Origin of the sequence: Photorhabdus tasmaniensis, assembly GCF_011189505.1 — a bacterium.
GTDB classification, from domain to species: domain Bacteria; phylum Pseudomonadota; class Gammaproteobacteria; order Enterobacterales; family Enterobacteriaceae; genus Photorhabdus; species Photorhabdus tasmaniensis.
This window is the reverse complement of the sequence record NZ_PUJU01000166.1, coordinates 1-1,004: the sequence shown is the minus strand read 5'-3', so window position 1 is coordinate 1,004 and position 1,004 is coordinate 1. Positions and strand designations below refer to the sequence as shown.

Here is a 1,004-nt window from a genome sequence, read left to right as displayed (position 1 = left end):
ACGTCTTACGACACTCCCCACTGATTTTAAAGCAAATATCACTGAATGATGCTCTTAACCACTTAACAAGAGTCTACCGAAATATGGTGCTGGTTTATTAGCACCGATTTGTGGGGATCCCTCAGCCCTACAGGGGGAACCCCGTCAATCACGAGATTTACCTGATGTCTTTATTACGTTTTTATATCCGCCATCAATTCGAAGAGCGAATGGGGCTGGCGCTGGATGACGATGCTATTTTCTGTCTGTTTCATGAGAGCCAGGGAGACTACGTCAATACCCATGTAAAGTTTACCAAAGCGTTGCTTTTGCCCGTCATGACTCATCTTTTGGACAGTTTGTCTGAGGATCCGGCAAACCGGGCTAGATGCAGAAATAGTGAACGTATCCTGACGTTATGGATACGGGGAATGGACGCGATATCTCATGTTTATCAGGATCCGATGCTGATGCCTTATACCCATCCGGACAGCAGTGGTTGTGTGGATATCCTTATCCGGCCGGATACAACCGTGTTGCTGAATCTGACGGCGGAGCAGTTTTTGCGTCTGACGGTGCAGGACAACCTGCCAGAAGAAGAGCAAATTGGGCTGGAGCAATTCAGCAAAACACAACAGTACTGGACACGTTTTATGGACTATTTGGATAAGCAGTTGACAGAAACGTGTCTGTATTGTTTTGAACGTTTGGGTCAATTTCTGTGTAACTTACAGGTTGAACCCCGTTTAATACGGCGTTTTTCCTCCGCTATCGGTTACATCGATGTATTAATGGGGCCACAGGATTTGCACAATATTGAGGCAGAGGAATTTGAGTCAGGTTATCTCGAAGAGTATATCGATGCGGTCTCTGATGGACTGATGACACCCGTCCAGTTCCTGTCTCTTAGTCACATCTCCAGATCAACCGATTTGGCCAGCAAGTAACCGTCCACCAGAGTTTGCAGCAGGAACCAGCCCTCCCAGAGTCTTTCCCAGCCTACCCGTCCCGTACGCTTAGAATCA

1 protein-coding gene is annotated in these 1,004 nt (G+C 47.2%); it reads left to right on the top strand.

Annotated elements, in window-relative coordinates; genetic code table 11:
• Positions 1–164: 164 nt before the first annotated feature.
• Positions 165–926, top strand: coding sequence for a hypothetical protein (locus C5471_RS23345; RefSeq protein ID WP_242688859.1), 762 nt, complete (start codon positions 165–167; stop codon positions 924–926).
• Positions 927–1,004 lie beyond the last annotated feature (78 nt).

Coding starts and splice junctions, on each gene's coding strand:
- C5471_RS23345 (WP_242688859.1), top strand. CDS start 165: ATGTCTTTATTACGTTTTTATATCCGCCATCAATTCGAAGAGCGAATG.